General features: G+C 63.4%; 24 protein-coding genes and 2 pseudogenes. 10 read left to right on the top strand and 16 right to left on the bottom strand.

Features of this window, described 5'->3' with window-relative positions:
- Positions 1-99 precede the first annotated feature (99 nt).
- The 3 genes and pseudogenes from EPN51_RS23175 to EPN51_RS23165 form a co-directional block, all read right to left on the bottom strand.
- A complete protein-coding gene (locus tag EPN51_RS23175; RefSeq protein WP_293047349.1) occupies positions 100-357 on the bottom strand; it encodes a Txe/YoeB family addiction module toxin in 258 nt (85 codons plus the stop codon).
- 249 nt (positions 358-606) lie between these two features.
- Positions 607-1,624, bottom strand: a pseudogene (locus tag EPN51_RS23170) (fused (3R)-hydroxyacyl-ACP dehydratase subunits HadA/HadB).
- A gap of 351 nt (positions 1,625-1,975) precedes the next feature.
- The gene (locus tag EPN51_RS23165) at positions 1,976-3,043 is read right to left on the bottom strand and encodes a phosphotransferase family protein (protein WP_293047347.1); all 1,068 of its coding nucleotides are present in this window, start codon (positions 3,041-3,043) and stop codon (positions 1,976-1,978) included.
- An 83-nt stretch (positions 3,044-3,126) separates the two neighbouring features.
- Between EPN51_RS23165 and EPN51_RS23160 the strand changes: the two genes are divergently transcribed.
- On the top strand, positions 3,127-3,597 hold the full coding sequence (locus tag EPN51_RS23160; RefSeq protein WP_293047345.1) for an alpha/beta hydrolase: 471 nt from the start codon (positions 3,127-3,129) through the stop codon (positions 3,595-3,597).
- Here EPN51_RS23160 and EPN51_RS23155 read toward each other — a convergent pair.
- Positions 3,594-4,178 (bottom strand): TetR/AcrR family transcriptional regulator, encoded by a 585-nt coding sequence (locus tag EPN51_RS23155; RefSeq protein WP_293047343.1) that lies wholly within the window; start codon positions 4,176-4,178, stop codon positions 3,594-3,596. The genes EPN51_RS23160 and EPN51_RS23155 overlap by 4 nt on opposite strands.
- Positions 4,179-4,435: 257 nt before the next feature.
- Here EPN51_RS23155 and EPN51_RS23150 point away from each other — a divergent pair, with 257 nt between their 5' ends.
- From EPN51_RS23150 to EPN51_RS23135, 4 genes are read left to right on the top strand one after another with little or no spacing between them, the layout of a single operon-like run.
- A complete protein-coding gene (locus EPN51_RS23150; RefSeq protein ID WP_293047341.1) occupies positions 4,436-5,599 on the top strand; it encodes a hypothetical protein in 1,164 nt (387 codons plus the stop codon).
- Positions 5,596-7,062 (top strand): NAD(P)/FAD-dependent oxidoreductase, encoded by a 1,467-nt coding sequence (locus EPN51_RS23145; protein WP_293047339.1) that lies wholly within the window; start codon positions 5,596-5,598, stop codon positions 7,060-7,062. Before EPN51_RS23150 ends, EPN51_RS23145 begins: the two co-directional genes overlap by 4 nt.
- Positions 7,035-7,475, top strand: coding sequence for a VOC family protein (locus EPN51_RS23140; RefSeq protein WP_293047337.1), 441 nt, complete (start codon positions 7,035-7,037; stop codon positions 7,473-7,475). The genes EPN51_RS23145 and EPN51_RS23140 overlap by 28 nt, the downstream gene beginning before the upstream one ends.
- Positions 7,472-8,209: an SDR family oxidoreductase gene (locus tag EPN51_RS23135; protein WP_293047335.1), complete on the top strand. Its 738-nt coding sequence runs from the start codon at positions 7,472-7,474 to the stop codon at positions 8,207-8,209. Before EPN51_RS23140 ends, EPN51_RS23135 begins: the two co-directional genes overlap by 4 nt.
- A gap of 221 nt (positions 8,210-8,430) precedes the next feature.
- On the opposite strand, the pseudogene EPN51_RS23130 reads toward EPN51_RS23135, so the two are convergent.
- The 10 genes and pseudogenes from EPN51_RS23130 to EPN51_RS23085 all read right to left on the bottom strand — a co-directional run.
- A pseudogene (locus tag EPN51_RS23130) lies at positions 8,431-8,541 on the bottom strand (DDE-type integrase/transposase/recombinase); the annotation flags it as partial.
- Between the two features lie 97 nt (positions 8,542-8,638).
- On the bottom strand, positions 8,639-9,376 hold the full coding sequence (locus tag EPN51_RS23125; protein ID WP_293047333.1) for a CAP domain-containing protein: 738 nt from the start codon (positions 9,374-9,376) through the stop codon (positions 8,639-8,641).
- Positions 9,343-10,785 carry an MlaD family protein gene (locus tag EPN51_RS23120; RefSeq protein WP_293047331.1) on the bottom strand — a complete coding sequence of 481 codons (1,443 nt, stop codon included), beginning with the start codon at positions 10,783-10,785 and terminating at the stop codon, positions 9,343-9,345. Before EPN51_RS23120 ends, EPN51_RS23125 begins: the two co-directional genes overlap by 34 nt.
- Positions 10,786-11,943 (bottom strand): virulence factor Mce family protein, encoded by a 1,158-nt coding sequence (locus EPN51_RS23115; RefSeq protein ID WP_293047330.1) that lies wholly within the window; start codon positions 11,941-11,943, stop codon positions 10,786-10,788.
- Complete coding sequence (locus EPN51_RS23110; protein WP_293047328.1) at positions 11,940-13,223, bottom strand: virulence factor Mce family protein; 1,284 nt, start codon at positions 13,221-13,223, stop codon at positions 11,940-11,942. The genes EPN51_RS23115 and EPN51_RS23110 overlap by 4 nt, the downstream gene beginning before the upstream one ends.
- Positions 13,220-14,560, bottom strand: a complete 1,341-nt coding sequence (locus tag EPN51_RS23105) for an MCE family protein (RefSeq protein ID WP_293047326.1) — start codon at positions 14,558-14,560, stop codon at positions 13,220-13,222. Before EPN51_RS23105 ends, EPN51_RS23110 begins: the two co-directional genes overlap by 4 nt.
- Positions 14,557-15,585 carry an MCE family protein gene (locus tag EPN51_RS23100; protein WP_293047324.1) on the bottom strand — a complete coding sequence of 343 codons (1,029 nt, stop codon included), beginning with the start codon at positions 15,583-15,585 and terminating at the stop codon, positions 14,557-14,559. Before EPN51_RS23100 ends, EPN51_RS23105 begins: the two co-directional genes overlap by 4 nt.
- Positions 15,586-15,620: 35 nt before the next feature.
- Positions 15,621-16,985: an MCE family protein gene (locus EPN51_RS23095; RefSeq protein WP_293047322.1), complete on the bottom strand. Its 1,365-nt coding sequence runs from the start codon at positions 16,983-16,985 to the stop codon at positions 15,621-15,623.
- Between the two features lie 4 nt (positions 16,986-16,989).
- Positions 16,990-17,868 (bottom strand): ABC transporter permease, encoded by an 879-nt coding sequence (locus EPN51_RS23090; RefSeq protein WP_293047320.1) that lies wholly within the window; start codon positions 17,866-17,868, stop codon positions 16,990-16,992.
- Between the two features lie 9 nt (positions 17,869-17,877).
- On the bottom strand, positions 17,878-18,633 hold the full coding sequence (locus EPN51_RS23085; protein WP_293047582.1) for an ABC transporter permease: 756 nt from the start codon (positions 18,631-18,633) through the stop codon (positions 17,878-17,880).
- Positions 18,634-19,183: 550 nt separating this feature from the next.
- Between EPN51_RS23085 and EPN51_RS23080 the strand changes: the two genes are divergently transcribed.
- The gene (locus EPN51_RS23080; protein ID WP_293047318.1) at positions 19,184-19,717 is read left to right on the top strand and encodes a TetR/AcrR family transcriptional regulator; all 534 of its coding nucleotides are present in this window, start codon (positions 19,184-19,186) and stop codon (positions 19,715-19,717) included.
- On the opposite strand, the gene EPN51_RS23075 is transcribed toward EPN51_RS23080, so the two are convergent.
- Positions 19,625-20,473, bottom strand: coding sequence for a hypothetical protein (locus EPN51_RS23075; RefSeq protein ID WP_293047316.1), 849 nt, complete (start codon positions 20,471-20,473; stop codon positions 19,625-19,627). The two genes, EPN51_RS23080 and EPN51_RS23075, sit on opposite strands and share 93 nt — an antisense overlap.
- A 116-nt stretch (positions 20,474-20,589) precedes the next feature.
- Here EPN51_RS23075 and EPN51_RS23070 point away from each other — a divergent pair, with 116 nt between their 5' ends.
- The 4 genes from EPN51_RS23070 to EPN51_RS23055 all read left to right on the top strand — a co-directional run bounded on the left by EPN51_RS23070 (position 20,590) and on the right by EPN51_RS23055 (position 24,450).
- Entirely contained in the window at positions 20,590-21,651 is a 1,062-nt protein-coding gene (locus EPN51_RS23070) for an LLM class F420-dependent oxidoreductase (RefSeq protein ID WP_293047314.1), read from the top strand.
- A gap of 158 nt (positions 21,652-21,809) precedes the next feature.
- A complete protein-coding gene (locus tag EPN51_RS23065; protein WP_293047312.1) occupies positions 21,810-23,378 on the top strand; it encodes an AMP-binding protein in 1,569 nt (522 codons plus the stop codon).
- Positions 23,379-23,388: 10 nt separating this feature from the next.
- A complete protein-coding gene (locus EPN51_RS23060) occupies positions 23,389-23,916 on the top strand; it encodes a hypothetical protein (RefSeq protein ID WP_293047310.1) in 528 nt (175 codons plus the stop codon).
- Positions 23,917-23,940: 24 nt separating this feature from the next.
- Positions 23,941-24,450, top strand: a complete 510-nt coding sequence (locus EPN51_RS23055; protein ID WP_293047308.1) for a flavin reductase family protein — start codon at positions 23,941-23,943, stop codon at positions 24,448-24,450.
- Positions 24,451-24,495: 45 nt separating this feature from the next.
- Here the strand turns inward: EPN51_RS23055 and EPN51_RS23050 are convergent.
- Positions 24,496-25,230, bottom strand: a 735-nt coding sequence (locus EPN51_RS23050) for a 3-hydroxyacyl-CoA dehydrogenase family protein (RefSeq protein ID WP_293047306.1), incomplete at its 5' end; no start/stop codon positions are given.

Raw genomic sequence — 25,230 nt, 5'->3', positions numbered from 1 at the left:
GCCGATGGTCTGAGACGATGGGGCTTTGAAGAGCGCCTGCAGGATTAGTGTTCGTTCTCAACGAATTTGAGGCCAACGACGTCGGGCTGGCATCCCTTATCAGTAGTGGTACCGGGCTTTCAGGATCTTGACTTCGTTGTCGTCCGCTCGGTACACGAGCCGACGTTCGTCGTCGATCCGCCGGGACCAATACCCGGACAGTTCCCCTTTGAGTGGTTCTGGTTTTCCAATCCCTCCGAATGGGTCGCGCTGGATTTCACCGATGAGTCGGGTGATCCGACGGGCCATCTTGAGGTCGGAGGCTAACCAAAATAGGAAGTCCTCCCAGGCGTCAGGATCGAAGTCGATACTCCTCACTCCTGCCCGCCGGCCATCTCCTGAAGTTCGTCGATCGACTTGGTGTAAGTGGTCGGGCCGGATGTTGCACCAACATTGTACGGCAAACTCGTACGATGGATTGCCTGGATTTGATAGGCCCCAGGTTTGATGAGAGCGGGCGATCGGCATTCGCAGTGGGTCGTTCATTTCGTGGTGAGGAGGTCGACGGCAACAGTCCCGACCGAAGCCGCTCGGCTCGTCGACTGCCGCCGTCACCAGGCCGCCGAGTCAGCGGAAGCGGACGTTCAACGTTGCCAGGCCGAAGATCTTTCGGCCATTGGACTTTGCGGCGACGATGACGACGCCGGTACGGGTTCCGGGTCCAGCGACTTGATCCGGCCGCTGAACTCGATGTCTGCGCCCTCGGTAGCAGACACGATGGCGGGCTGGGACAGCCGCACAGCGTAACGGGTGATCGCGCCGGGGTGCCCGTCCATGCTGAAGCGTATGCGGCACCCACACCCATGGTCAGCATTCCGTGGGCGATCACATCGGACTGGCCGGCCAGCTTGGCGATGTTCTCGTCCCAGTGAAGCGGGTTGGCGTCGCCGGCCACGCCGGCGTAGTTCACCAGGTCGCCGCGGGGACAGTCGGATGTGTTGCACCGGTAGCTCGTTGCCGACATTCACGTTATCGAAGGACTGCGTTCCCGGGGTGCGGGTTGTACCTCCTTGGGCGATCCGGGCCTCACCCGCGGGCCGCACTGTCTTCTGGTAAACCGCATCGGATTCGTCGATTCCGAGGAGGTTCACGTCGTGCATCACCACGTTCTGCACGGCCGTCCTGATGGCCGGATCGACATCCTCGGCGGTGATGCCGACGACCGTGGTGTGCAGGGTGTACACCACGGTCGCCTGCAGTGTCGGCGAAAGTGTTGGTCACGGTGATCAGGTCCCTGCCGGCGATCCTGCGCACCACGACAGTTCGATATCAGTCTGTAGTTCGTCGCCGGCCACGATCGGTCGGTGTTGCTCGAAGACTTCTTCGGTCTGCAGGTACATGTCATAACCGATGACCACCGATTCGAACAGGTGCCCATTGGCTGCCATGGCCGGGGCCGATGTGAAGGTCAGCGGTGCCACCGGGCCCGAGTATCCGAGCTCCGCGGCTGCTGCGACATCCCAGTGTGCGGGTTGAAAGTCCTGCACTGCACGGGCGTACTCGCGTACCTTCTCGTAGCCGACCCGGTCTGGTAGTAGTGGCCGACCCGCGATTCGATTGTCGAGACGTCTGCTGCTGTGGTCATGAATTTGCTCAACTCTCCTATCGGCTTGTTCGAGTGACGCCGACCAAAGCACACTAACGCGCAGACCTCGTGTCAAACGGCGCCGACCGCTCGCTCGTTTGTGTCCGACCGGCCTCCGCCTTCCACGAGGCAGTCGTCATCGCCGATGTGAGCTCTTGTCTACTTTCCCCTGCAGATGGTGCAGGCGGCGCACCAGGATGCTCGAGAGCATCGCGCATGTCGGCGCACAAGGAATATGGATCCTGCATTGACGAGAAGGCGACGAAGCGCGCGGGGCCATCCAATAGACGTACACCTCTCACAACCATTGCGAAGGAACGGCTTTCAATGGGCTAGCTATCGCCCGGACGATCACCGTCGACCACGCGATCTATCCCTGATGGCTTCGGTCGTCCACACGGGCAGAAAAGGCGCTCGGGTCAGAAAGTGATCGCTTTGTCCGATGGCGCGAAGTAGTGCCTGTGTGCGCAGGATGCAACACCCCATTCGCACCATCGCGAAGATCTCGTACCAGTGGAGATCGACGAGCGGTCGACCGATCATCTGCTCGTAGTGTCGAATGACCTCTTCACGGGTATCGAAACCGGGCAACTCCGGGTCGAGGTTGAGGCCGTTGACCTCCAGCATCTGCTTGCGGGTGGCGAGCCACCACGCGAAGTCGGTTTCGGCCGGGCAGACGCAGGCCTGCTCCCAGTCCAGCGCGCCGACGATCTCGCCGGTGTCGTCGAAGATCGCATTCGAAAGTCGGGCGTCGCCCCAGCAGACCGACAGATCCGCGGTGTCGTCAGGCCGGTGACGTGTGAGCCACTCGAAGGCTTCCGTCATGAGATCGGGAATCTGGTTATCGGTTCCCCACTTCACGTAGTCGCGCCACCACGCCAACTCGGCGCCAATCCCCACTCCGCCACGCCTTTCCAGCCAGGTCGCCCCGCCTACCGGTACGCGGTGAAGGCGTGCAAGCGTTCCGAGGAACGAATCGTGCGCGCGCCGTTGAACGTCGGGCCCGGCGCCATGCAGCCACCCGCGCGTCGCGTACGACGTGTCCGAGGGTGTGTGTCCGACGATGCGCGGCATCACGAGAAACCTTGAGCCGAGCCATTTTTGGTCCTCTTCGTAGAAGATCGGCGACGGCGTTGCGATCCCATGCTCGTGAAGCAGATTCTGGGTGAGGGTTTGTGCGCCTAAGTCGTAGGCGGGGAAGATGCCTCCACCCGAGGGCGGGATCCGGATGACGTACTCGTTGTCCTCGCCGCCGATCCCGGCGGTGAAGAGAAGGCTTTCGCTCGACCATCCCGCGGCTTTGTTAGCGGCACGCAGTTCTGAAACCACGGGTTCGCCGGTGAACCTGTGCGCGAACCACTCCCGCAGCTGTATTCGGGTGGCGGCCAGGTCGCGTTGCGTGAGGGCGATGCCAGCCATGCTGACCACATTTACATAGAGTGCACCGGATGTAAATATTTCTAGGTTTACGTTGCGAGTTACATATGTAATACCCTCGGGGGGTGATTAAACCGGCAACCGCGCGCCTTCGGCGACATCAGGGACACCTCGCTTCCCCTGGCCGTCCTCGTGTACGGCTTTCCCGATACGCCCCCGGCTTCTTCGAGTCGTTGTGGTCGGACTGGTCACCGGGCTACGACCCCACCGGCGACGTCGCCGAGCTGCGCCGATATGTCAACGCGGCCAACATCGCCGACGTCATCGCGCCCTACCGGGCGTCCTTCAACCCGGACTTCGCCGATCCCACCGCGGAGACGGAAGCGGCGGCGAGCATGCAACCGCCGCCGGTGCCGACGTTGTATCTGCACGGCGCCGCCGACGGTGCGCTCGGTGCGGATCTGTTGACCGATGTCGAAGCGCATCTCCCTGGCGCCGGTTCGGTATTCGAAATCATCGACGACGTAGGCCATTTCCTGCATCTCGAGCAGCCACGTGCGATCGCGGACAAGATCACGGGCTGGCTCGAAGGCTAGCCGGCCAGGGTGCGTCGCAGGCGCCGCCGAGACGCGCCGAGTCCGGCGGCGTGGCGAAGTTCGGCGAGGAATTGCCCGGGGCTGCCGCTGGCGATCATGTAGTGGCACACCGCGATACGCACCACCGCCGCGGCGGCGATGTCGCTGTCCTCGCCGGGGATGATGCGGGCGATGCGGTCGTGCATGATCGGCAGCACCCGTTTCATCTGGTGCAGCACGTGCTCGGGTTCGGTGTCGGCGAGCGATCCCAGCGAGTAGGTGCTCTGAAAATCGACGATGAACCGCAACGCGGCGTCCAGTCGCTCGGCGCCGGTCAACCCCGTCATCGCCGCCGCAATCCCCGAGTCGAAGTTGTCCTGCTCGTAAAGGCCGAACGCCTCGAGTAACCCGTCCTTCGAGCCGAAGTACCGGTACAGCGTCGGGCGCGACACCTTGGCCTCGGCGGCGACATCGGACAGTTGCAACTTGCGCCGCCCGTCTCGCGCCAGCACGACGAACGTCGCCGCAAGGATGCGGCGTCGCGCCGACTGCTCCACATCGGTAGACGGACGAGATGGCACGGTTACTTCCTTTACATACATGGGTCCAAATGTCACACTAGCGGCTATCCGTTCCCGTTGTGTCTGCACGATAGTGCGAGACACACGTTGCAGCAATGTTAAGCCTGTGCAGCCCGTCGGCAGGGGAGGTGGCGAACGATGACGAAGCTCGTGGTCCCCGCCGTGCTGTCGAATCTTCTCTACGACGAGTTCAGGTACCGCACGCCGGGTGGCCGCCGCCGTCGAGCACGGCGCGCCGGCGCACGGAAAACTCCGCCCCCCGCAGAAAGCTGATCGCCTTGCTGTCAACGAATTACGGCGCACTGGTACCCGAGGACGAATTGCTCACCCACCAGATCGTCGACACGTTCGCGACCGTCAGCCAGTCCGATCCGTCGTGGACGGAAAAGATCTGGACGATCGCGCACGCCCGCGACAACTCGCTTCAGGTGGTGCTCGGCATCGGCAAATACACCAACCGCGGGGTGTTCGACGGGGCGGCCGGTGTGTGCCGCGGCACCGAACAGTGGACGGTGCGTGCCGGGCGACGGCTGTCATCGGATCCGGCGGGCACCGACGTCGGGCCGGTCCATTACCGCGTGGTCGAGCCGTTGCGGGCCGTCCGGGTGAGCCTCGACGCGACGGAGCACGCCCCGATCGCCTTCGACGTCGAGTTGCGGGGCAATTTCACCGCCGCGCTCGAGGATCCGTGGCCCGACCGTAGTCCCGACGGCTATCGCGTGACGCACAATGTGTTGCGGTATCACCAGATAGGCGTGGCCGCGGGCTGGGTCGAGGTCGAGGGCACGCGCACCGCGATCGAGGCCGACAAGTGGATCTCGATCCGAGATCACTCCTGGGGCCTGCGACCGGGAGTCGGCAAGCCGATACCCGGACTGCCGAGGGGCGGACGGAAGATCAAGCAGATGTTCATGACCTGGCTGCCGATGACGATGACGCGGCCCGACGGTTCGAGCTACTCGCTGTTCGTGATGTACCAGGAAGAACACGGCGACGGCTTCCTCGAGATCCGTTGTCAGGCACAGCAGCAGAACGATGACGGCACCTCGCACCGGTTCGTGTCGGTCGAACAGGATATGCATTTTCAGGATGACAATCGCCGGTTCACGCACGGAACGCTCACCCTCGTCGACACCGATGGGTCCCGGCGGCCGTTGACCGTCACCGCCGCAGGCCCGACCGGCTTTCATCTGGGCGCCGCGGGGTACTACGGCTGGAACGACTGGGTGTATGGCCAGTGGGTCGGCGAGGAGAGGATCGAAGGCAACCACGTCACCGACGCCGACAAGCCCGAGAACGCCCGCAAACTACATCAGCTTCGGGATCTGCTTGTGCGCGTTGACGATCCCCTGGGCGGCGGTACGGGCGTTGGCAACGCCGAGACGTTCGCGCTCGGCGCGTTCCCCGAGCGCGGCCTGACCGTGGAGAACTCATTCTTGTGAAGGTCGCGGTGATCGGCGCCGGTGCCGGCGGTATCGCGATGGGGATCCAGCTCGCGGCCTCCGGCCACGAATTCACGATCTTCGACCGCTCCGACGGCTTCGGCGGCACCTGGCGCAACAACACCTATCCCGGTGCGGCCTGCGATGTCCCATCGCACTTCTACTCGTACTCGTTCGCACTGAACCCACGGTGGAGCAAGACCTTCGCCCAGCAGCCCGAAATCCTGGCGTACCTGGAGCGGGTGGCGTCCGACCACGGGCTGAAGCGGCATTTCGCCGGCAACACCCGGGTCACCGAGCTGCGGTGGGACGACCGCGCACAGCGATGGTCGGTCCGAACAGCCGAGGGTACCAGCTTTCACTTCGACGTCGTCGTCAGCGCCGTCGGGATGCTCGATGTCCCCAACATCCCGAAAATTGCCGGCGCAGAACGATTTCAGGGCCGCACCTTTCACTCGTCCAACTGGGACCACTCCAGATCGACTGCGGGCGAGCGGGTCGCGTCGATCGGAACGGGTGCGAGCGCGATTCAGTACGTCCCCGAGATCGCCCGCGACGCCGCGCACCTGACGGTGTTTCAGCGCACCCCTATCTGGGTCAGCCCCCGCTACGACGAACCGTTCACCCCGGAGCAGCATGAACTCTTCGAGCGCGCCCCCGACGAGGCGCTCAAGGTCCGTGATGCCGCGTTTCAGGCATACGAGTCCGCCAACTTCGGCGCCGACTCCGAGATGACGAAGGGGCTGACGGACATGGCCCGCGAGTACCTGGCTCGCAAGGTGCCCGATCCTGAACTGCGCGCCAAGCTCACCCCGTCCTATCCCGTCGGCTGCAAACGGCCGCTGCAATCGCGTGCCTGGTTTCCGACGTTCATGCGGCCGAACGTGACGCTGACGACGTCGCCGATCGTCGAGTTCACCGAACAGGGCCTCCGCACCGCGGACGAGACCGATCACGAAGTCGACACCGTCATCTACGGGACCGGCTTTCGCGCCGCCGACTACCTACTCAGCCTCGACGTGTACGGATCCGGCGGCCGGCGCCTGCGTGATGACTGGCGCGACGGCGCCGAGGCATATCTGGGTACCGTCGTGCCGGGCTACCCGAACCTGTTCACGCTGTACGGACCCAACACCAACGGCGTCACCTCGATCATTTACATCCTGGAGGCGCAGGCCGAGCTCGTCCGCCGCATCCTGGGCGATATGGTCACCGCCGGCGTGCGAGCCATCGACGTCAGGCGTGAGATCCACGACGCCTATAACGCCGAAATCCAGCGGGCGATGGAAGGCACCGTGTGGCTGGCCAACTGCAACAGCTACTACCGACACCCGAACGGGAAGGTCGTCACGCAGTTCCCTTACAGCGGAACGACCTTCGTTGAAATGCTTGCCCGGGTAGGGCTTGCCGACTTCGATTGGAAGGAATTCCCCGCGTGCCAGGAATTCACCACACGGCGATAGTGACCGCCGACGTCGACGCCTCGATGCGGTTCTGGCGCGAAGGCCTGGGCTTCACCGAACTGTTCGACTACACCTTCACCGGCGACTGGCCGACGTTGTTCGGGGCCGCGACCGATCAGCTGCGGTCGATCTTCCTCGGCGACGCGAACACGCCGGACACGGGCATCGTGGAGCTGGTTCAGCTCGATGGCGCGAGGCGGGCGGCCTCGCAGCAGGATGCGCCGGCGTTCGGGTTCTTCCTGCTGTCGCTGCAGCGTGACGTCGACGCGGCGCTGGCCACGCTGGCCGCCCTCGGCTTCGACGAGGGCGTGCGTCGGATCGAGATGCCCGCACCCGGTGGCAAGAAGGTGGCCATGGCCGTGGTCACCGCACCCGATGGTGTCCGCGTCGAGCTGATCGGACCGCCGCAGTGACCGCGGTCGTGACCGGCGGGGCGTCCGGCATCGGGCGTGCGGTCGCCGACCGGCTGCGCGCCGCGGGAACCGACGTCGTGGTGTGGGACATCAGGGGCGGTGAGATCGACTGCGACATCAGCGATCCCGATTCGGTGTCGGCCGCGATGGAGTTAACGGTGGCCGGGCACGGGGCGCCCAACCGACTCGTCGCCTGCGCGGGCCTCGGCGCGTCCGGCCTGCTGCTCGAACAGGCGACAGCCGACTGGCGGCGCGTCATCGACACCAACCTGACCGGAACCTGGCTGACCATGCGAGCCGTCGCCCAAACGATGGTCGACCAGGGCGCGGGCGGATCGATCGTCGCGGTGTCCAGCATCAGCGGGACGCTGGCCGACCGCGATGTGGGCGCGTACTGCGTCTCCAAGGCGGGCATCGACATGTTGGTCCGGGTAGCCGCGGCGGAATGGGGCGCCCACGGCATCCGCGTCAACGCCGTGGGCCCCGGCGTCACCCGCACACCGATGCTCGCCAACCCCGAGCAGTTGCCCGGCTGGGTCGAGGGACTCACCGAGCGGACCGCGCTGGGCCGCCTCGGCGAGGCTGACGACGTTGCCGAGGCGATCGTCGCGGTTCTCGAAATGTCTTGGGTCACGGGCCAGACCGTGTTCGCGGACGGCGGCCTGGCGCTACACAGCCCCATCGATGCCTACGGACAGATGCAACGCGTGATGGCGCGACGCACCAAGAGATGAGCTACCAGAGTCCGAATCATGGTCGTTGCGCAGTGGCTGGGCTAACCGATCGGCCTGTACACGTGTACCTAGGTTCGCAACGAGGGCGACTCGCTGAGTCTTTCGGCAGACGGTGCCATGCACCGCATTCCGCGAAAGTCACGACAAACTCAACCGCAAACGGTGGCGACGTAAACGCTCGTTTGTTGGCACAGGACTTAGTGCCGGCCTCGAAAATGCAGGGCCATCCCCAGGGCGTCGAGCACCACGGTGGTACGCATGTGTGACGCCACCCGCCAGCCCGCGATCATCCGGGAGTAGGCGTCGACGATGAAGCACACATACGCAAACCCGCCCAGGCGAAGGCCTAGCCGACGAGGCCCTCACCGAAGACCTGGTACCGGTCAGGGCGAAGAGCCAGCAGAGTTCGGACGCACGTGGTCTGTGCCGCTATGAAGGTGGTATGGCGGGGGGTGGATAGACGCCGCGCAGGATCCAGGGAAGCGCGTTGAGGCCGTATTCGAGTTCGTCGCGGGCGTGGTAGTCGGGACTGGGGTCCAGCGGGATGTTTTCCTGCGCGGCCGCTATCGGAGGTGGTCCCGTCGTTAGTGCTGGATGTTGTTGGCCACCTTGGCCGTAGACGGCTACCACCACGGTGCGATCTGGGCTGTTTTCTGACCACACCCCGATTTGGTTGTTAGTGCAATCGGACATGATGGCGTAGGCGGCGGGGTCTTTGTACCACCGGTTGATCAGTTCTATGCCGCTGATTGACATGGCGGGGTTGATGGCCATGGTTTCGGTGACACGGCCATTGTATCCGGCGCTGTTTGCGCGATCTTGCGTGGTGGATCCGTCAGAGCCGATGTCGCCGTCGAGGTTCCGGTTGTGCAGGACGTCGACGGTGTGTCGTTGGGCGGCGAGTTGTAGTTGGGGGTTGATCCGGACATCGTTGGTGCAACCCGCTTGCTGCTGAACGGTGTAGACGTTGGCGACTACGCCATTGTTGAGCCGGTGATTGTTCGGCACCAGGGTGTTGTTGTCGCCGTCGGCATGCGCTGCGGGCGTGTCCGGTAGGACGCTGCCGGTGATTGTCAAGGCAAGCAAAACGATGCTGCAATAACGTATCTCGGTCTTTTTTGGGTCCGCCGACGTCAGTGGCCCGGTGGCAGCAGCATCGATTTCCATGTCTTGTCCTTCGGTGGCGTATGGGCCAGGTCGGATTGGGTGTAGAGCTTGCCGTCGGGTCCGGTATAGGCGCCGGTGGCCGGGTCGTATTGCGCGGTCGCGATCGGCGCAGGTGCGGCGGGCGACGGCGGTGAGCCGGGCGGTAGCTGCGGGACGCTTTGACCGGACAGGGTGGCGTTGGGATCGCCCCTCCAGTTGAAGCCGTCGTTGAGCGGTACATACTGCTCGTCGCTCTCGCACATCTTGACGGTGGGTGCGCGCTTACCCGGCACGGTTTCGCACGGGATATTGCGGGCGCCGCGCACGTTGAGTGGTGAGTCTTGGGGGACCCGGCAGTACAGGTCGCCGGGTGCGCGCTGCGGGTAGTCGACGAAACTGGCGCTGCGCTGTTGTTGAGCGGGAAGGAACCCGGTGGTGCAGGCGGGGGGCAGGTTGATGTTGAGGTTGAAACTGAGGTAGGCGCCGCGGTAGGGCTGTTTGGTATTGGCGTTGGCCACCAGTGTGGCTCCCATGATCGAAATGCCTTCCGGCAAAAGCACGAGCAGTTGTTCGATGTCGTTTCGGTAGGCCAGTGCGACGTTGCCGACGCTGAGAAGGTTGGCCATCAGGATGGGTAGGGTCGGTTGCATCCGATCGATCAGCTGGCGTGCTTCGGCGGCCGCCGCGCCGCCTTTGTCAATGGTGCCGGCGACGGCCTGGTCGTGCGTTTGCAATTCACTGGTGACGGTGGCGAGGTGGGAAGCCCAGCCCTGAATTGCTTCTGAGGTGCGGTTCTGCGACTGGGCTACGGGTTGCCATTGATCGATCAGGCTAAGCAGCGGGTCGAGGTTGTTGTGGGCTTCGATCGACAGGTCGGATGAACCTTTGACGAGGCGAGATAGTTCGGGGCCCAGCCCTCCTACGGCCGTATAGGACTCATCGATGACCGTCTTGAGGTTGTCATGCGGGATGGCGCGCAAAGCCGTGTTCGCAGCTGCGAGAAGGGAATTGATGTCGGGAGGTACCGACGTGTGGCCGGCCTGGATCACGTCGCCGTTCTTGAGTGGCGGTGAGGTGGCATTCTGGGGGAGGAGCTCGACGTACTGTTCGCCGATCGCGGATTGACTATGCACTTCGGCCTTGAGATCCGAGGGGATATCGATGCCGGATTTCAGCGAGAGCGCCGCTTCGACGCCGGTGTCGGTCAGGGAAACCGATTGCACCCGGCCCACTTCGGTGCCGCGGTAGGTGACGTTGCTGCTGGGGTAAAGGCCGCCGGTTTGTGGCAGGCGTACTGTCACGGTGTACCGGCCGACGCCGAAGAACATGGCCGGCAGCTTCATGAAGTGCAAAGACATGACGGTCACCGCCACGATCGCAACTGCGGTGAAGATTGCCAACTGAATCTTGATCGTTTTACTCAGATACATCTAGGGCCCCTGGTCCTGGTGGTAGGGGATGACGAGCGGATTGCCCGGTGTGCCGCGGTAGCCTGCGGTGCACGGGCTGGGGAATTGACCGATGGTGCGGCCCCACTGCAGCTCCAACTGGGTCAGATGGCACTCCCAGCGGGTCCCGGTGAATATGCCTTGGTCGATGCGGCTCAGCGTGAGATCCACGATCGCCGTCATATTGGCGTAGTCACCCCGCATCCATTTCTCGATCTCTTCGTTTGGAAACGGGAAGGTGGAGATCAAACTGAGCGAGCGCGTCAGGCTGGGGCCGGCGTTTGCCAGCGATTCCAACACCGGTGCGAGTTGGCTGAGTTCCTTGACGAGATTTTCTTTGGTCTTATTGACCGTGTCGGCGGTCAGCGCGCTGAATTTGCTGAGCGCATCGGCCGCGTCGACCAGGTTGTGCCGCTGGTTGTTGAGCACCGCCAGCGCGTCGGGGATGGTCGCCAGGGCCCGATCCAGCACGGGTTGTTGCGCGGCGAACCTCGCGACCAGCCTGTTCAGACTGTCGGTGGCCGCGATGATGACACCGGTCTGGTCGTTGAGGTTTGCGCTGAATTTGTCGAGTTGACCGATCAGGCTGCGCAGATCTCTCCCGCGGCCTTGCAGGGCCGTACTGAAGGCCTCGGTGATGTCTTGGATATGGCCCAGTCCGCCCCCATTGATCACCAGCGACAGCGCCGCCAGCGTCTGCTCGGTGCTTGGATAGGCCCCCGCACGGGACAACGGGATCAGTGAGCCGCCGCGTAATCTACCTTGCGTCGGGCCATCTTTGGGCGCTGCAAGTTCGATGTGTAACGAACCCAGCAGGCTGGTTGTGCCGATCCGGGCGGTGGCGTTGGGGGGCAGGTTGACATCTGCGTTGAGGCGCATGGTGACCAGCGCATGCCAGCCTTGGCGCTCAATTTTGGTTACGTGTCCGATGGTGACGTCAGCCACCCGCACCCGGGAGTTGGGTTGGATGTTGTTGACATCGGGCATCTGAGCCTGGATCACGAAAGAGCCCGGGCCGTTGCCCTGAGTGCCGGGCAGGGGCAGGGAGTTCAATCCGTGCCAGCTGCAGCCCGATATCCCGGCCACCGCAATGATAATCACGAGAGCTGCGTGGCTGCCGCGTAGACGGTGTGGCCTCATGAACCGCCTCCCGGTGGCAGCATCAACCCGGGCAGGCCGGCGGCGGGGTTGGTTTGCACGATGGTGGTATCGGGTGCCTGCGGTGCCGTATCCGGGGCGGGTGGGACGTAATCGGGCCGCATCCAATCCTGGCTGTAGGTGACCTCGTTGGGTCTGGCCTGCGCTCCAACCAACAGGTTTTCGCCGATCGGCGGGAAGTTGATTTGGCGGTTCTTGAAGATCGGCGCCATATATTGCGCGCATAGTTTGGCCGCTTGTTCGCCGCCTAAGCGGGAGGCGGCCTGCACCGCTCCGCACAGGAAGTTGATGGGGTTGGCCATGTTGTTGATCGCCAGTGCGCCGGTCAGCGATCCGTTGGACGCCTCGTAAATGTTGTTGAAGTTGCCCAATGTCGTTGGGGCCAGGTGCAGTGTCTGCTTGAGGTCATCGAGGCTGGCGACTACGGCGTTGCTGATGGAGGTGAGCTTGTCGAAGGCCGTGCCGAGCGCTTCGCGGTTCTCGGCGGCGAAGTGGTTCACGTCGCCGACTACCGCGTTGAGGTCTTCGGTAGCGTGAGCGACTTTGTTGGGGTCGTCGGCCAGCAGCGAGGACACCGAGGCCAGGTTGCGGTTGAGTTGTTCAAGCAGATCGGCGCTGTCGTGCAGCGCGGACACCAGCGTCGACAAATTTTTGAGGGTGGTGAAGATGTCTGTGCTGTGGTCGCCCAGCGCCGAAACCGTCTGGGACAGTTTGATGATGGCGTCGCGGATGGCGCCGCCCTGTCCGCGCAGGTTGTCGGAAGCGGTGTTGATCAGTGCGCCCAGCGTGCTGACTCCTCCTGGCTGGGTCGGCTTGAGCAACTCGGTCAGCCGCTGAAGTTGGGCTCGCAGGTCATCCCATTCGACCGGGACCGCGGTGCGGTTCTGGGGGATAACCGAGCCGTTGGCCATGGTGGGTCCGCCGGTATAGGGCGGGGTCAGCTGAATCGCTCGACCGGTGACCAACTGAGGCGACAGGATCACAGCCTTGGCATCCGCGGGCACCTTGTGTTTGCGGTTGATCCAAAACGAGACTTTGGCCCGCTGCGGCTGAGGTTCGATCTTGTCGACCTTGCCCACGGCCACCCCCCGGATGCGGACGTCATCCCCGGGGAACAGGCCGGTGCTGTTGTCGAAGTAGGCGACCACCACGTTCCGTGCGGCCTGCTCGGAGGTGCTCAGCGCCACCGCGACCCCGGCGGCGAGAACCAACGCCAACGCGATCGCCAAAACGGCGCGGGCGCGCCGCAACTGGGCGGTCATCGCTGGCCCGCCGGCTGCTGGCCGGGTGCGACTTCACCCGGGGCCGGAACATAGACGGGTGAGGGCGTGGGTTCGGGGGTCGACGCGAGCCCGGGCGGGGCTGGCGCGGGTGGGCCCGGTGGCGGTCCGCCTGGCGGCGGGGCCGCTGGCGGTTGCCGGTAGGGGTAGCAGCCGGGCCCGGGTAGGGGGCATGGGTGGTCGCCGGGGTTCCCGGTAATCGCGTCGGGAATGCTGAGCCTGGGCTGGCCACCTTGTCCGGTCCGCGGGTAGGGCATGGGCAGTGGTGGGGTGCCGGGCTGACCGGTCTGCGGGTCACTGAGCTGTGAGGGCAGCAAGGTGGCCGGGTCCAGTCCGAGGTCGGAGAATGCGGCGCTGATGAAAGGCTGCACGAACTGGCCGGGCAGCAGGTTGACTACATAGGCTTTGAAGAACGGGCCCGAGCCCACCGATTCGCCCAGCGATATGGCGTAGGCGTTGATCATCTTGATGGATTGCTGCACGCGTTCCTTGCGGGTGTCCACGATCGCCAACACCCCGTTGAGCTTGTCCAGCGCCGGACGCAGCTGCTGGCCGTTGTCGGCGATGAATCCCTTCAATTGCTGTGACACCGCGGAGATATTGGTCCAAATCTGGTCCAGGGCGGCGCTTTGGGTGCGCAGCTGTGCCAGGAGCGCGTTGGTGTCTGTGACCAGGCTGACCACCTGATCGGTGCGCTTGGCCAGCACTGCGGTGGCTTTGGAGGCGTTGTCGAGCAGGTTACGCAGTTGGGCGTCGCGGGTGTCCAGGACTTGGGCAAACCGGGCCACGCCCTGCACCGTATTTTTCAGCTCGGCCGGGGTGTCGGCGAAGGTTTGCGCCAGCGCGGCTAGTGAATCGGACAGCTGGTCGGTGTTGAGCCCACTGATGGTGGTCGCCAAATCGCCCAGGGCGTCGGGCAGCTGGTAGGGCGACACCGTGCGGTCGAGGGGAATGGCGCGGTCGAGGTCGCCGGCACCGCGTGGCGTTACGTCAAGAACCTTGCTGCCCAACAGACTCTTGGTTTTAATCGCGGCCTCGGTGCGCTCGCCGAGATGAACAGCTTTGTCGATCTTGAACGTGACCAGCACGCCTGGCCCCTCGAGTTGGATGTCAGACACCTTGCCGACCTGAAAGCCCGATACTTCGACCCCGGCGCCGGAGAACAACCCGCCGGCGTCGGCGAAATACGCCGAATAGCTTTTGCCCCCATTGAAATACGGCAGCTTCTGGTATTGCAGTGCGGCCATCACCACCGTGGCGACGGCCATTAGGCCCACGGTGCCGACGGCCAGCGGGCTGCGCTCGGAAAACGATTTCATTTCGGCGTACACCGCCCGGAGCTTTGACCGGCCAGCTTCACATACACCGGTTGACCGCCCTTGCCATTGACCTTGAGCACGAGATTGCACAGATAGAACGTGAAGAAGTCGCCGTAGATCGCCTGCCGGTTCAGGGCTTGGTATTTGTCGGGTAGGGCGTTGAGCAGATTGTCGAGGTAGTCGTGGTCGGTAACCGCAATGCCCGCGGTGCGGTCGGTCTGGTGAACGAGCTCCTGGAAGGGGCCCCGTGCATGCGAAAGCAAATCGGCGACCGAACCCGCGGCGGCATTGGTGTAGGCCACCGCGTTGGAAATGTCGGTTTTGCGCGCTGCCAAGCCGGCGATCAATTCCGAGAGCGAGGTCACCGCTTTGTCCAACTTGTCGGTTTGGCCGCCCAGCGAGCCGAGCACCACGGTGAGGTTGTCGATAACTTGACCAACCAGAACGTCGCGGTCGGCCAACGTATTGGTCACTGCCGCAGCCTGATCCAGAAACGAGCCGATCGCGGGGCCCTGGCCCTGGAATGCCTGCAGCAGCTGTGAGCTGAGCTCGTTGACCTGTTCGGGGTTAAGCGCCCGAAACAGCGGCCGGAAACCACCGACGAGCGCATCGAGATCCAATGCGGGCTTGGTGCGTGCCACGGGGATCGTTTGACCGGCGCCCAATATTGCGGTTGATCCCGCACCGTCTTCCAGGGCCAGGTAGCGGCCCCCGAACAAGTTGTCGTAGCGAATCGCGGCTTGGCTTGCCTGGGTGAGGACCACTGAACTATCCGTGGAGAAGTCCACTCGTATCGTTGCGTCTCGATTAACCGAAATCCCTTGAACCTTACCGACTTCCACCCCGGCGATGCGGACCAGATTGCCCTTCTTGAGACCAGACACATTGGTGAACTCGGCGCGGTAGGTGGTGCCGGTGCCGAACCGGAACTGCGCGAAGATGGTCAGGAGCAGAAACGCGCCGAACGCGCAGACCGTCAGGAAGACGGCTAGTCGCCACACGACGGCTCTTAGCTGAGTTCGCACAGCATCTCTCCCGGTCTCCTATGAATCGTTTGCGGTCATGGCGATGGGGGCATCGCCGGAGCCGGCAGGGGCGGAGCGGGCGGCACGCCCGGCCATAGCGGCACCCCTCCCGGTCCGTAGCGGGCCGCGCCGAACGGCGGCGCCCCGGGGTCGGGCCCGATCGCCGCCCCGGGGATGCATTGGCGGATGCTGGGCGGCTGCGGGTTACCTCGGGTGACCGGGCCGTAGTTCACCCAACACGGATGTCCGATGCCCGGATTGGGCCGCATGTCGAGCCCGGTTCCCCAACCCGTGTCGGTGATCAGCTGGCGCACCGGAAAATTCTTGGTCGGGTCGGGTAGCGAACCACATCCCGGTTTGCCGCCCGGCCCGCCCTTGGCGTTGACGACGGGCAGGTTGTCGGGATAGGCGTAGGGGTCGTTGCCGAGCAGCAGCGCGATATCGAAGTCGAAGCCCTGACCGCTGGTGCCGCCGCCGTACGCCGAGCGGCCGCCATGGTCGAGGAACCACTGGGCACCCTGCAACATGCAGGTGTACTCGGGGCTGTAGGTCTGCAGTAAATTTGTTGTCGGTTCCCATGTGTTGATGGTGCCGATGAGGCCGTCTCTGCTGGTGCCCAGCAGATTGGTTCCTGCCCTCGATAAGCCGACGGCGTTGAGCAGCAACGTATCCAGTGTGTCCGAATGCTTGACCACGGTAGTGCTCGTGGTGCTCGCGGCGTCGAGAATCTGCAGGATATCGGGGGCTGCTGCAGCATAGGTGTCGTTGAGATCCTTGAAAGTGCGCCAGTCATCGCGCAAGGTATCGCTGCGCGAATTCAGGGCCAGCAGAACCTCATTGAGGGCGCTAGTCGCTTCACCCATGCGTTGGCCCTGACCGCGCACCCCCTCGGCCACCGCGGTCAGGACCGCGTTCAGCTTGAGTGGATCCACCATGGTGAGCAGGTCAACCACGTTTTCGAAGACGGTGTTGATCTCGGTGCTGGAATTTGTTGATCGCAGCACCATGCCGGCCGCAAGGCGCGCCGCGCTGGGGTGCTGCGGATAGACCAGCTCGACGAATTTGGCGCCGAACGCGGTGGTGGCCTTGATTTGGGCCTCCACATTGGCGGGGATGTGGCGGATCTGGTCGTGGTCGATATCGAGCGTCAAGCTGATCTGGCCGTTGTTCGCACCACCGACGTCGCCGACCTTGCCCACCTGGACACCGCGCAACTGCACCTTCGCGCCGGGCTCCATCACCAGCCCCGCCCGGTCCGATCGCAGTGTCACCGGCACATAAGACTTGTAGGTGCCGGCGAAAGCCGTTGTGGTGACAAAGAAGAATGCGCCGATCGTCGCGAACAAGATCAGTGTCCACCACGCCGGGTGAATTTCCTGCCCTCGTTGCCGCAATACCATCGCGCTAGCTCGCCAGATGGAAATTGCCGGACTTACCGTAGACGGCAAGCGTGATCATCACGATGACAACCGCGGCGACCACCATCGAGCTGCGTACGGCCCGACCCACCGCCTCACCAACTCCGGCCGGGCCACCGCTCGCGGTATAGCCGTAGTAGGTGTGCACCAGCATGACGACAACGGTGATCGAGATGCACTGAAAGAACGACCAGATCATGTCTCGCGGATTGAGGAAGGTATTGAAGTAGTGGTCGTAGACTCCCGAGCCCTGGCCGTAGATGGAGGTGGTGCCCACGCGGGCCGCCAGGAAGGCCATCATCATCGCCACGCAATACAGCGGGATTACCACCACCACCCCGGCAGCCACTCGGGTGGAAGCCAGATAGCTGATGCTGCGGATACCGATCACTTCGAGCGCATCGATTTCCTCGTTTATCCGCATCGCTCCCATTTGAGCGGTGGCACCCGCACCGATGGTGGCCGACAACGCGACCGAAGCGGTGCCAGGCACGATCAGCCGGACATTGAAGTATGACGACGCGAATCCGGTCAGGGCTTCGATGCCCACCGACGCCAACTGGTTGTAGCCCTGCACCGCCACCAGCGCACCAGTGGTCATCGTCAAGAACGCGACGATGACGACCGTCCCGCCGATCACCGCGAGCGCCGCTGCGCCCAAACCCATTTGGGCGATCAGTCGCAGCAGCTCAGTCCGGTAATTGACAACGGCATCCGGGATCAAACGCAATGTCGTGGCGTAGAAACGCGTTTGCGCCCCGATCCGGTTCCATCCGCTGATCGCATTGTCGGCGGCGCGCCGCAACAAAGGGTGCAGCGGCGCGGGAATGGTGCCCGCAGGACTGGGCGCGGCGGCATGGATCATCGTTTCACCTCACTGCACCGTGAACTGGACGCCGATTGCGGTCACGATGACATTGATGGCGAACAACACCATGAAGGTGAACACCACCGTCTCGTTGACCGCGTTACCCACACCGGCCGGGCCGCCGCCCACCGAGATGCCCTTGTAACAGGCGATGAGACCCGCCGCCATCCCGAACAGCGTCGCCTTGGCTAACGAGACGAGCACGTCACCGGCGCCGGTCAGTGTGGTCAGGCCTGTCACGAACGCGCCCGCCGAGACGTGCTGGATATAGACGGTGAAAAAGAACGCCCCGCCCAGGCCCACGATGGTCACCGCCGACGACAGCGCCAACGCCACCGTCGTCGCTGCCAGCACGCGAGGAATCACCAACGCCTGAATCGGATTGATCCCCATCACGCGGAGCGCGTCGAGCTCCTCGCGGATGGTGCGTGCCCCGAGATCGGCGCACATCGCGGTCGCTCCCGCTCCCGAGACCACCAGGACTGTGACAATCGGACCGATCTGATTGACCGTGCCGATCGCCGCTCCCGTGCCTGAGAAATCCCCGGCACCGATTTCGGTCAACAAGATATTGAAGGTGAAGGTCAGCAGTACCGCGTACGGCAGGGTCATCATCACCGCCGGCACCACCGACACCCGCGCCACAAACCAACTCTGAAATAGATATTCACGCCAGGCGAAGGGCGGCCGAAACATCAACACGAAAGTGTCCAACGACATCGCGAAGAAGCCCCCGACCGCACGCACCGGTTTCGTGGCCATATTCAACGACGTCACGCTGCCACCTTTCTGGTCACCGTCGACGGGGAGCTGCGCGCGATGGATCCAAGTCATGATCCGTTCTGGCGTAACAGCTCTCATATCGCTGCGCACCGAAGACTCCCGCCCCACCGCTGGTGTGCATGCGGCGGCCCCATCAGCCGACGACATTGACGAACCGTAACGGCGGTACGGCTGTGATGGCGGCATCTAGAAGAGGGATATCGCTCCTCCTTCTGGGGCATTCACCCAAGGTGGCGACCAATTTGGGTTCTGCGGTGATAGGCCGCGGGCGTGACCGCATCTTCCAGGCACCGGATTCGATGCGGAGGTACTCCCTATGGAGCGTGTGGGAAGGATTGTTGAGCACGTGTTCGCACCGCACCCTGCCGCGTACGGCGAATGGGAGTTAACTAAAAAGGTATCGAATCACCAGTTCGTGAGGGTATAGGATGCTAGCCATCACACACTTCGGAGGTGAACCATAGCTGCCGAACCGCTGACGCCACAGCCTTCCGTGCGGATCCGAGATCCTGAACGCAAGGCGCGGATCATGGCCGCTGCCGCGGATCTTGTTGCGCGCAACGGCTTTCATGCCGTTTCGATCGCTCAGATCGGGGCAGCCGCGGGTATTACCGGCTCCGGAGTGTACCGGCACTTCGAAAGTAAATCCGCGGTCTTGGTCGCTCTCTTCGATCGCGTCATCGACGAGTTACTACGTGACGAGCAGGAAATCCTCAAGACCACCACGGATTTGGGTCATGCGCTGGACCGCCTGATCGCCGGCCAGGTGGAGTTCGTTGTCGGCGATCGTGAATTGGCGCAGGTCTACTACAACGAGATCAACAACCTGCCTGAAGAAGACCGCCGCCGGCTACGCCGCAAGCAGCGACTCTATCTCGAGGAATGGGTTCACGCGCTCAACGAATTGCGCGGTGACCTCACCGATAGCGAAGCCCGCACCGTGGTGCACGCCGTGATTGGTGCGATCCAGTCACCGCTGTTTCATAACACCGGGCTCGCCGAGGACCGACTGCGCGTTGTGCTGACCGAGGCTGCACGCGCCGTCCTCGGTATCACCGCGTGATCGATCGGGCTCGGCGGGCGGCAGGAGAGACGCAGCGAAGCGCACCAGAACCAGCGCGAAGCAGATGCTGACCACCGTCGCCGCAGCCACCAACGCTGCGGAAGTCTTCTGTGCGTGCAGCGCGATGATGGTCGGCCAGCCGCCACCGAAGTTGGCCATAAAAAAGGTACAGGGAAACACGACGAACAAGCCCATGAGCTGCCACCCAGCGGTGCTGCGACTGCGCAGCTGCGCTGCGGCGATGGCAAAACAGACCACTTGGGCTGCCTCCAGCACACCGATTACCAAGGGATAGTGGAAGATCCGCAGGACATGCGGACCCCAGTAGGTGTACGCGCCGCCGTTGATGCCGAATATCTCAAACACGCATGACATCACCAGTTCTACCGCCGCCCAACGAAACAACCTGTTCCGAGTGAGAGTGCCGCGGTGTGCATCTTGAGCGATGAAGATCGCTGCGCTTGCGTACAACACGACGTATCCGCTATGCGTCCAAATCGGCTGGGGGATATCGAAGGCCGTAAAGTGGGTCCACATATCGGAGCCTGCATAGAAGTACAGCATCATCGCGACGTCATAGAGGGGCTCGGCGAAGGCTCCGGCCATCGCGGCCAACACCATCAGCGTGTAGAACGGGGTGCGTTCGCGGAGCCCCATGCGCACCGTGAGCAGAAGAATCACCGCAGTCAACACCCAGCTCGCGTACGTCAGAATCGCCTGCGTTGTCAGGTTCAGGGCGTGATCGATCGGTGGCATAGTCGCCGACAGTAGGATCTGGCTCACCGACTTTGGCAGCCACCAGGGGAGGATCTTCATCCCCCGTGCGGACAGCCTGTGAGCAGCCATTCGGCCAGGTGTGTCAGGGTAGCGGCATGTACATCGATGCCAACATCGGCGGTTCTGTTGACGGAACCGGTGGCGCCGACCTCGAAGGTCTGGCCGCGCAAGTGGCGACTGCCGAGCTCTTGGGCTTTGACGGCGTCTGGTCCACTGAGGTGAGCCGGGATCCATTCCTGCCGTTGATGATCGCCGCGGAGAGGTCTCGCGTACTGCAGCTGGGAACTGCGATCGCGGTGGCATTCGCCCGTAGCCCGATGACGATGGCGACCGCGGCCAATGATCTGAATTCCTTCAGCCAGGGCCGATTCGTTCTGGGTTTAGGATCTCAGATTCAGGCGCACATCCAACGCCGCTTCGGGATGCCCTGGTCGGCACCTGCCCAGCGGATGCGTGAATACATTCAGGCGCTGCAGGCGATCTGGCGCTGCTGGCACGCCGGGGAGAATCTCGACTTTCGCGGGGCGCACTACCAGCACACTCTCATGACCCCGATGTTCACTCCCCGGCCCAACCCGTTCGGGCCGCCCCGAGTGGTGGTGGCCGCTGTGGGTCCGCACATGACAACAGTTGCGGCCGAGGTTGCTGACGGGCTGCTGGTGCACGGCTTTACGACCGCTCGGTACTTGCGTGAGGTGACGGTCCCGCTCATCGATGCGGGTCTGCGTGCTAGTGGTCGTGCCCGAACGGACTTCAGCATCACGTACCCCGGCCTGGTCGCCACCGGCGGCGACGACGAGTCGCTCACGACAGCAATCCAGCTGGTTCGTGACCAGATCGCGTTCTACGGGGCCACCCCGGCATACCGCAAAGTGCTGGACCTGCACGGCTGGGGAGATCTGCATCTAGAACTTCATCGGCTGTCCAAACTTGGACAATGGCAGGCGATGTCGGGCCTCGTCGACGACACCGTCCTGCATACGATCGCAGTGGTCGGCAGCCCCGCGGAGGTCGGCGCCGACATCGCGCGGCGGTTCGGTGGGTTGGTCGACAGGTTCACGCTCTATACCCCCTACCTGCTCGGCGACGAAGACGTGGGCGCCGTCGTCAGCGCGATCAAGCAGCCCCTCGTCGCCTCTCCCTCGATGGGGCAATAGCTCTCATCCCGGGGTTAGTCGTTATTGGCGTGGTGCGTCGATACCGTCAGCGGAAGCCGTAGAACGCCGCGCGACGAAGGAGCAGTCCCCGTGGAAGCTGAGTGCGCGATCGAGCTGTCGAAGCCTAACCGTGCCGATGATCGGGCAATGGTCTAACGATGTGGGGTCCCATGCCCGATGTCCTCGACCGGGTCTGCGTGTATCACCGGGACTCGGTGGCGATCATCGAGGGTGATCGGGCACTGACGTATCGGGAGATGAACGAGTGGCGCAATCAGATCGCCCACGCGCTGACCGTACTGGGTGTCGAGAAGGGCCATCGCGTCGGCTTGCTGATGCCCAATGTGTTGGAGTTCATCCCGTGCCAACAGGCGATCTGGGCGACTGGGGCGGTCCTCGTCCAAATGGCGACGCGTGCCTCAGCGAGCACCCTGACCTCGAATCTGAGTTTGACTGGGGCCACCACCCTGATTTATCACGCCAAGTTGGAAAGCGTCGTCGCCGAGATCTGCCACGCGGTCCCCGCTCTGCGCACACTCATCCGTGTCGGTGCCACAGCCGAGCAGCCAAATCTCTTGGATGCCAACGACTTCGCGGAAATCGTCGACCGCCAACCGCGCACCCGGCCGCAGGTCGATATCGATGAACACGATGAGGCATTCATCTTGTTCACTTCGGGAAGCACCGGGGAACCCAAGGGTGTCGTGAACTCCCATTTCACCTGGGGCTATTACGGGATTTCGGCCGGACTGGACATGGCCGATATCGCGTTCGGCGAGGTGTTCGCACACGGTGCACCACTGACTCACTATTCCCAAGCATTCGTGATGCCGACATTCGTGCGTGGCGGCACCAACGTGATGCTGCCCGCCCTGGACGTATCCACGCTGCTGGCCAATATCGAGCGCCACCGGGTAACTGCCACGGCTGTGGTACCCACGATCATCTATCTGCTTCTCGATGATCCACGCCGAACCGATTTCGACATATCGACCCTGAAAACGATGATCTATGCCGGCGCACCGATCGCACCCGACCGGCTGCGCGCGGCCCTGGACGTGTTCGGCCCGGTCTTTATCCAGGTCTACGCGGGCACAGAGCAGGGCTTCGTCTCCTGCCTGCGCAAACACGAGCACCGCAGCGATGGTGCGGCCGGGCTGGCGCGGCTGGCCTCGGCGGGCCGCCCGCTGGTCAACGTCGGCATCGTGATCCGCGACGAAAACGGCCATGCCGTCAAAGATGGCGACCCCGGCGAAGTCTGCACCAAGCAACTCGGTCAAATGCAGTCCTACCTCGACCCGTCGCGCAATTCCGAGGTTATGCGGGACGGTTGGATCCACACCGGTGACATCGGCCGCCTCGATGACGATGGCTTTCTCTACATCGTCGACCGCAAGCGCGACATGATCGTCACCGGCGGCTTCAACGTGTTCCCCCGACAGGTTGAAGACGTACTGATCACCCATGCCGCGGTATCGCAGGCGGCGGTAATCGGTGTGCCACACGAGAAATGGGGTGAGGCGGTTCTTGCCGTCGTCGTGATCAAACCGGGATCGGCCGTGACCGAAGAAGACCTCATCAATCACGTCAAGGCCCGATTGGGCAGCGTCAGCGCACCCAAGACGGTGGTCTTCGCCGAGGCCGTCCCGCTGAACGCGACCGGGAAAGTCGACAAGAAGAGCCTTCGCAAACCATACTGGCAAGGCTTGGCTCGCCAAGTCGGATAGGCGAGAATTTATGTCCGATATCAGTTTTCGTTATGCTGCAGGGCAAAATCGGCGGCTCCGTATCGCGGTAGACCTCGGCCGCGACTGGGTCGATTTGACCGCGTGTAATCGCCCGAACTTCACCACGGTGAGGATTAAAGCGTCTGATCTGTGCGCGGCTCAACGCGAAACCGCGCGAATTCACCGGGATGCCAGTGAACGCAGCGATCATTGCGACGTTACGACCGTCTTGGTGGACCTCGAAGCGATGACCGCCGAGCATTTCAGCGCCGCGCGTGCTCAGCTACTGTCCCTCGGCGCCTCCGACGGTGTGCCCGATCATTCCGAATCACTGCGGTATGTGGGAACACCGGCGGGACTTGCCGGGCTGATCGGAGACATTTTTGTTGCGCGTGTCGCGGACGGGGTCACGGTGCGACCGCTGTCGTCGACAACGCTGCGTGATTTCTGCGAAATCACGTTGCCCCGGCTGCGGCGTTTTCCCCTACAGATCGACGCGACGCAGCTGAGGTTGATCTATCCGCGCAGCGCGGCCTGATATATCTGCCCGACAAGGAGTTTCATGTCTAGCCGCGTGGAGGCATCTATTTATCGGGCCACGTTGCGCCGTCATCCCGCCGGCGTGGCTGTCATCACCCTCGCCTCGCCAAGCGGCCCCGTGGGATTCACCGCCACCTCGCTGGCGTCGCTGTCGCTGAATCCGCCGCTGGTGAGTTTCAATATCACCCACACGTCGTCCAGTATCGCCGCGCTACGGAATGCTGAATCGTTGATCATCCACTTGCTGGCCGAACACCAACTTGCTTTGGCTCAACGCTTTTCCCAGAGTGCAGAACTTCGGTTCGCCGACACCGCGTCATGGACTGCGCTGGATACGGGTGAACCACTGCTGCACGACACCCCGGTCTGGTTTCGGGCCGAGCCGCGCCACCTCATCGAAGCCGGCGACTCGACGCTGGTTATCGGATTGGTCACCCACGCGCATTGCGAGGCCACTCAGGACGACAAACCACCGGCTCCGCTGATTTATCACTGCGGTGCCTACCTGCGCGCCGCCCCATTTCCGTCGTGAAGCGCGCTAGCACCTTTTCCAGCGCCGCCCGTCTGCTCGCGGTGGTTAGGTGAGCGAGCTCGGCGGCAGGAAGCGGTCGCCGCAGCGGGCTGCCAGTTCCTTGGCCCGGGCCACGAAGGCATCCTTACCTGTGCCGCCGGCACCGGAGTAGCCGACGATGAACTGCGCGCTACCACCGGTGTAGGGCGGGAAGCCGATGCCCATGATCGAGCCGATGTTGGCGTCGGCGGTCGACGTCAGCACGCCCTCTTCCAGGCACTTCTGCGTCTCGAGCGCCTCGGCGAACAGCATCCGATCGATCATGTCCTGCAACGGAATCTCGGCACTGCCCGACTTGAACGTCTCGCGCAGGCCCGGCCACAGGCCGGTGCGCTTGCCGTCGACGTACTCGTAGAAGCCGGCACCCTTCAAACGGCTGGGCCGCCCGATCTCGATCATCTTCTCCAGAACGGACTCTCCCGGGTGCGGCTCGTAGGTGCCGCCCGCGGTTTCGACAGCCTCGCGGGTGGCGATGGACACCTTCTGCAGCAGTTCGAGGTTGAGCTCATCGAGGAGTTGCAGGGGCGGGGCCGGGTAGCCGGCCTGCGAACCGGCGTGCTCGATGCTGGCCGCGGGCACGCCCTCGCCGAGCATCGTCATTGCCTCGTTGATGAAGGCCGTGATGACGCGGCTGGTGAAGAACCCACGGCTGTCGTTGACGACGATCGGGGTCTTGCCGATGGCCAGCGTGTAGTCGAACACCCGGGCCAGGGCCTCGTCGGAAGTCTTCTCGCCCTTGAT

This window comes from Mycobacterium sp. (assembly GCF_004298145.1).
Taxonomy (GTDB): Bacteria; Actinomycetota; Actinomycetes; order Mycobacteriales; family Mycobacteriaceae; genus Mycobacterium.
The sequence above is the reverse complement of the archived record's forward strand: the minus strand, read 5'-3'. Positions and strand labels throughout refer to the sequence as shown.